This is a genomic window from Rhodopirellula maiorica SM1, from assembly GCF_000346295.1.
In the GTDB taxonomy this organism is placed as follows: Bacteria; Planctomycetota; Planctomycetia; order Pirellulales; family Pirellulaceae; genus Novipirellula; species Novipirellula maiorica.
Genome location: NZ_ANOG01000365.1, coordinates 1 through 6464 on the forward strand (window position 1 = coordinate 1; position 6464 = coordinate 6464).

Sequence of the window (6464 nt, forward strand, 5' to 3'; positions counted from 1 at the left end):
GGTGCGTCCATTCATCGGAAACTCCACCAACACGCCCCATTCTTTCTCTGACGGGCCCTCGTTGGTCCGCAGGGTCCGTGTTTTGTGGGCAGGGTCCGAAGGTTGAAGTCTTCAATTCGTTGGCTTTGACTGCCCAATGCAAACTTCTTGCACCGATCACTTGCCCCCTTGGGGTCAGAGCGATTGTTCATTGCTACCAACTCGAACAAAATGGAGCCCGGACGGACCGATGTCGGCAAACACTGCAACAGAATGACACTCGACATCACTCGAGCGGTCGTCACAGTTCAATGGCGGAGCCATGCCGTGCAACATCTATCCAAAACTGGCTAAGCCCGGCAAAATTGCCTAGGCTTTGAATATGCTTTGCCTCGACCATCCAGACATCGCGTTGAGCGTCCGCAATTTTATGGCGGTAACGATCTTCGATTGGTCACGCAATGGTTCAGGCAAAAACCAGGTTTAGCAAACGCTTGATCATCACGTGATCCTCTACGTGATCTTGTCAGGTTGAGTGAAACCTTTAAACGCGAGGAACACGTGATGTTTTCTGCTTCGAGCGATTGCGTGGTTGAGCGACCCAAAAGAGGTCGACTCAAATTTTAGAAATCTTCGTTAATGACTTCTTTGGCGGCACGAGTGCCAAGAGCTCCCCACAATCCGTAGGGACTTTCCGAGCCTGGCGGCAGATGAAATGACCTTGCTCCGACCTGAGCGCTAGCTTGGTTGCCCGCCTCGATTGAGTCCGTAATGAATTTAACAGCACCATCACCCATCAATACATGCACGCCGCCTTGGTGTCGACTGCTAGGCGGGTAGACGCCCCCGCTAAACGCGTTTGCAGAAGAACCAGTTAGACAAAGGTTTTCGTTCGGTGGAGCGATGGTGGTAAGGTATCCCCAAATTCCGCGTCCCATCGCCCATTTGTAGCCTCGTCCCGCTTCCGAGGTTGGCCCCACTGCGGGTACGGCAAAATTTGCCGTCGATTTCCAGAACGAGGGTCGCGTGGCATCCACGTCACTATCGCACTTGATGTTCATATTGACATTACCAGCGGCACCGCCAGCGCGGACGGCTCGTGTACGGACGTCATTGTCACCAAGTGCCGTTGCGATCTCGCCCGCACAAATCGTATTGGACAGTCCGTCTAAGACCGCGCGGAAACGAATATTGTGACGGGGACGCCAAAAGCCTCGATTGGACGCTCGTGCGCGATTGATTTTGTCTGCCTTCTGTGCCGCGGATCCAGTAACGACACCACTGTCGCTGCGCGCACTGAGCATATAGTCAACCGCGTCGCCCAGGCTGGCGGCGTAGTTGGTTCGGCCTTGGCTGGGAAGGCCTGCACCTGGGTCGCTGGGACAACGAAAACCTGGGATCTCTGTCAACCAAGGGTCATAACGATTGGGCGAGGCATGGTTTGCAATTGTGAAACGGGGTTCGGGCCCCATTGCCGGATAAACACGTGAGCCAGTCGTTTTGAACGGATTGCTGATCTGCTCCCAAATCGCCTGTTGCTCGATAAAAGGAGTGAGTCCAACCAGCCAGCTTAGTTCGAGTTTGTTGTCGAATCCCGGTTGGCTCGGTGTACCGCCGCAATGCATCGGCATCTGCTTGTAGGCGGAATGATAGTTGTGAACTGCAAGACCAATTTGCTTGAAATTGTTGCTGCAACTCATTCGGCGTGCGGCTTCACGCGCGGCTTGAACCGCAGGCAACAGCAGCCCCACCAAGACACCAATAATTGCGATGACGACGAGCAATTCAACTAACGTGAATGCTTGTCTGTTGCGAAAACGTAACATAACTTCGATTCCATAAAACAGAAAAAGAGAATAGAGAATAGAGCGTGGGAAATTCACGCTCGAGATGACGCAAGAAGTTGCCGCCAGTTGGATCGCTGAGAAGACAGAGGGGGCAATCAACTTTTCTGAAAATTTATTCGTCGTTCTCAACATTGACATCGACGTCGAGATCGGTTTCTGCTGCCTCCGGGTTCTCGCTCAAGTATTGAGCGATCTCATCATCTTCGGCAACAGAAGTGGGCGTTCCGCCCCCGCCGCATCCAGTTGACAGTAGAAAGATGAGCAGAAAAAAGATTTTGGAGGATGAAGACCAGGACATAAGAAAGCCGTTCGTAGAAAGAAATGAAAGATGTGCTGTAGAAATGACGCGGTTGTCACTAGCAGCACTGGGTGATTTGGGATCAATCGTGTTTTGGGGAGGTGTACCGATCCACCAGCTAGTTATTGAACTATGATGACTCCTGAAAACCGCAAATACTTTTGCGGTGAATCTTTGAAGAGAATCAAAATATTCCGTGACTCGCAAAAGTGCGGAGTAATCAATTGGTTGACGAGTCGGAATATCCAACGAGATAGTTGGCAACGATGAATTGACCGCTAATCTAAGCGATGATTTCTTTCACCACTCGGGCTGGTTCGACACCGGTTAGTTTTTGCTCGAGTCCTTGGAATGGGAAGGTCAGCCGTTTGTGATCCACGCCCAGCAAATGCAACATGGTCGCATGCAAGTCGCGAACGTGGACACCATCGGAGACGACGTTGTAGCTGAATTCATCGGTAACGCCGTAGCGCATACCGCCTTTGATGCCGCCACCGGCGAGCAATGCGGTGAAACAGCGGGGGTGGTGATCGCGACCGTAGGTTTCCGCATCCAGCTTGCCCTGGCAATAGACAGTTCTTCCGAACTCACCCGCAAACACGACCAATGTATCCTTGAGCAGTCCGCGTTGTTCTAAGTCACGAAGCAACGCCGTCGTCGGCTGATCGACGTCCTGGCACTGTCCGCGTAGGTTAACGGGCAATCGAGTGTGGTGATCCCAACCACGATGGAACAGCTGGATGAAACGCACATCACGTTCGGCCATCCGCCGTGCTAACAAACAATTCCGGGCGTAGGACCCGGGATTGTTAACTTCCGGACCATACATCGCCAACGTTTCCTGTGTCTCGTCGGAGATGTCGGTCAATTCGGGTACCGACGTTTGCATCCGGAACGCCATTTCTTGCTGGGCGATCGTCGTTTCGATCTCAGGGTCGCCGATTTCGCCAAAGTGCTTGCGATTGAGTTGCCCCAGTGAATCTAGCATCCGTCGCCGGATTCCTGCATCGACTCCGGTGGGATTGGAAAGAAACAACACCGGATCACCGGTTGTCTGAAAACTGGTTCCTTGGTGTTTCGATGGCAAAAAGCCACTGCCCCAAAGACGCGAATACAGCGCTTGCACATTGACCTTGCCACTCCAATACGCCGATGGCATCACAACATAGTCTGGCAGATCCTTATTAAGTGATCCCAATCCATAGCTCAGCCATGCTCCCATGCTGGGCTTGCCGGGGATCTCCGCCCCCGTGCAGAACGACGTCTTGCCGGGGTCATGATTGATCGCGTCGGTATTCATCGAATCGACGAAACACAACTTGTCGACTTGGCTAGACAGATGCGGAAGCAATTCGCTCATCCACAGTCCGCTTTCGCCTTTTTGCTCGAACTTGAAAGGACTGGGCATGATCAATTGCTCTTTGCCCTTGGTCATTGCGGTGACGCGTTGCCCCATGCTGACCGTTGGAGGCAACGGTTTGTTGAATTGCTTTTCAAGTTCTGGCTTAGGATCAAACAAGTCAATCTGACTCGGCGCCCCTGCCATAAACAAAAAGATGACTCGTTTTGCCTTCGGTGCAAAATGGCAACCCGAGGGTATGTTGTCGGACGAGCTCGCTGCAGCAGCCTGAGCGAGACGAGGCTGACCCAACAGCGACGTCATCGCAGCGGCACCTAGTCCCATACCTGCATTGGTCAGAAACCGACGACGGTTGTCCAGCGTTTCAGTCGTTTGGAAAAGATCCATCGTTTAGTCCTTGGTCTTGGTGATATCGAGGTTGTACAGCGTGTTACAAATGACGGTCCAGGCAGCCAGTTCGGCCTCTGCAGACGGAGCATCCAGTGACAGGTCGCGACAAAGATCGCTCGCCAAATCGGGATGGTTTTGATAGTGATCCGTCAAATCATTCAGTAGCTTTTCAAGGATCTCAACCTCTTGTGTATCGGGTAATTTTGTCGTCACGGTTTCCCAGGCAAACTGCAACCGCTGGTCGATCGGCTTGTTCAGCGTTGCCTGTGCCAAGTGGCGTGCCGCCAACAAATACTCGCTTTCATTCAGTAGCAACAACGCTTGCGACGGTGTATTGGTCCGCTCACGTCGAGCGATACAAGCGTCGCGAATCGGAGCGTTTAAAATGGTCATTTGCGGCGGCGGCATCGCTCGTTTCCAGAACGTGTAGATGCTACGTCGGTAAATCGATTCGCCTGAATCGGGCACATAGCGTTCGCCCGTCATCGAAACGGCCTGCCACAATCCATCGGGCTGAGGCGGTTTCACGCTCGGCCCATGCATCTTGGTGGATAACAAACCGCTGGTCGCCAGAATCTGGTCACGGATCATTTCCGCATCCAATCGATACCGAGGTCCTCGGGCCAATAGCCGATTCTCGGGGTCCGATTTGAATTGCTCAGGGGATGCATCCGAGGCTTGCCGGTAGGTTTTCGACATGGCAATTTGTTTGACGAGGGCTTTCACGTCCCACCCCGATTCGATGAACGAGACTGCCAATTCGTCGAGCAACTCAGGATGACTTGGCACTTCGCCCTGATTGCCGAAATCTTCTGACGTTTTGACCAAACCGACACCGTAGAACGATTGCCACAGACGATTGACGGCGACGCGAGCGGTGAGCGGGTTCTCGGGGGCCACGAACCAATCCGCCAGATCCATTCGCGAAGCCAGCTCCGACGATATTTTTAGCGGGGGCAAAAATCCGGGGACGTCTCGATCGACTTTTTCGCCGGGAGCATCATATTGTCCTCGAATCAGAACGAACGTCTCTCGGACCTCGTCGCGTTCCTTCATCACCATTGCCTTTTCCACCGATCGTTCGACGGTGTCACGTTGACGACTAAGTCGTTGGATTCTTTTCTCCAACGCCACTTGCTCTTGCTCGAGTTCAACCAAGCTGTCATCCACTCGCGTTGGCTGCTCGGGTTCCTCATCCGTGGCCGCTTCATTGTTCGCTTGTTTTTCCAGTGATTCAATGGATGCTTTTAAACCTTGAAGCTGGTCTTTGTACTGGGCAAGTTGGACGTCCAAGCGGTCCAGTTCAACCTGCTGTTGTTCCGTAGGAAAACGAACGAACGGCTGCTGCAACCCTTCAACGGTTTCACGAGGGTTGGTCTCGGGATCGGCGTCGATGTTGTTAAAGAACCCATAAAGCGAGAAAAAATCCTTTTGGGTGATCGGGTCAAACTTGTGGTCGTGGCACTGGGCACATTGCACGGTCAGCCCCATAAATGCAGTCCCAACCGCGGTGACTCGGTCGAGCACGTTTTTCACGTGGCTCTCTTCGGGCAGTGCGGTGCCACGATCGATGATCAGATGCAAGCGATGGAATCCCGAAGCGATCCATTGATCCTTTGTGGGTTCCGGGTACAGGTCGCCGGCCAATTGGTACCGCAAAAAATCGTCGTAGCCTAGGTTTTCGTTGAACGCCCGGATCACCCAATCGCGATAGGCGACATGGTTGCGATAGAAATCTTTGTGCATTCCGTTGGTGTCGGCAAAGCGGACAAGATCCAACCAATGGCGAGCCATGTGTTCGCCAAATTGGGGTCGCGCGATCAAATCATCGACGAGTTTCTCCCAAGCGGTCTCGGGAGACTTCGAATACGCCTTAACGAAACGACGGATTTCGTCGCGTGTCGGCGGCAATCCGTTCAGATCAAATGTGACGCGGCGGACGAGCGTGCGAGGATCGGCCTCTTCGGCGGGCGACATCCCGTTTGCTTCGAGCTTGCGGAGCACAAAGCGGTCAATCGCTTGATCGCTCCACCGCTTGTCCTTCACATTGGGCGTTTCGGGATTACGGGGCGGAGCGAATGCCCAGAACTCTTGATAGTCGGCGCCCGATTCGATCCAACGACGAATCAGCTGTTGTTCCTTTTGCGACAACGGCTTGAGATGCGAATCCGGTGGCGGCATTCGCATCGATTCATCATCGGTGGTGATTCGATTCCACAGTTCGCTATCGTCGATCAAGCCAGGTTCAATCGCAATACCGATTGCCCCTTCGTCGCCGTGTGCTTGATCCAGCCGCAGTCCCGCTTCGCGAGACTCGGGATCCGGGCCATGACAGGCAAAACATCGCGACGACAGCAACGGACGGATGTCATGATTGAACGAGACATCGACTGTTGGCGTCTCGGATGTCTGCTCATAATTCTGCGTGTCGGCGGCACCCAATGGTGACAATGTGACGACAGCAACGAGCAGGAATGTTGTTCGTCGCACTCGGTTTCCTCGTAATTAATGATGTTATTATTGATCAGCGTTAGCGACTTGTTGATTCAATCGAAATGCAAATCGCATTGGTGAGCCGTGGGCCGTGAGG

4 protein-coding genes are annotated in these 6464 nt (G+C 53.2%); all 4 read right to left on the minus strand.

All coding sequences use genetic code 11. The features are described 5' to 3' along the window. Positions 1-602: 602 nt before the first annotated feature. Positions 603-1805 carry a DUF1559 domain-containing protein gene (locus RMSM_RS11810; RefSeq protein WP_008695893.1) on the minus strand — a complete coding sequence of 401 codons (1203 nt, stop codon included), beginning with the start codon at positions 1803-1805 and terminating at the stop codon, positions 603-605. A 133-nt stretch (positions 1806-1938) separates the two neighbouring features. Beyond that, complete coding sequence (locus RMSM_RS39780; protein WP_236622101.1) at positions 1939-2373, minus strand: hypothetical protein; 435 nt, start codon at positions 2371-2373, stop codon at positions 1939-1941. 34 nt (positions 2374-2407) lie between these two features. After that, the gene (locus RMSM_RS11820) at positions 2408-3871 is read right to left on the minus strand and encodes a DUF1501 domain-containing protein (RefSeq protein ID WP_008695895.1); all 1464 of its coding nucleotides are present in this window, start codon (positions 3869-3871) and stop codon (positions 2408-2410) included. A 3-nt stretch (positions 3872-3874) separates the two neighbouring features. Then, positions 3875-6364 carry a PSD1 and planctomycete cytochrome C domain-containing protein gene (locus RMSM_RS11825; protein ID WP_008695896.1) on the minus strand — a complete coding sequence of 830 codons (2490 nt, stop codon included), beginning with the start codon at positions 6362-6364 and terminating at the stop codon, positions 3875-3877. Positions 6365-6464: the final 100 nt, after the last annotated feature.

What these genes read in the sequence shown, in the direction of transcription:
- RMSM_RS11820 (WP_008695895.1), bottom strand. Translation starts at nt 3,871, where the DNA reads ATGGATCTTTTCCAAACGACTGAAACGCTGGACAACCGTCGTCGGTTT.
- RMSM_RS11810 (WP_008695893.1), bottom strand. Translation starts at nt 1,805, where the DNA reads ATGTTACGTTTTCGCAACAGACAAGCATTCACGTTAGTTGAATTGCTC.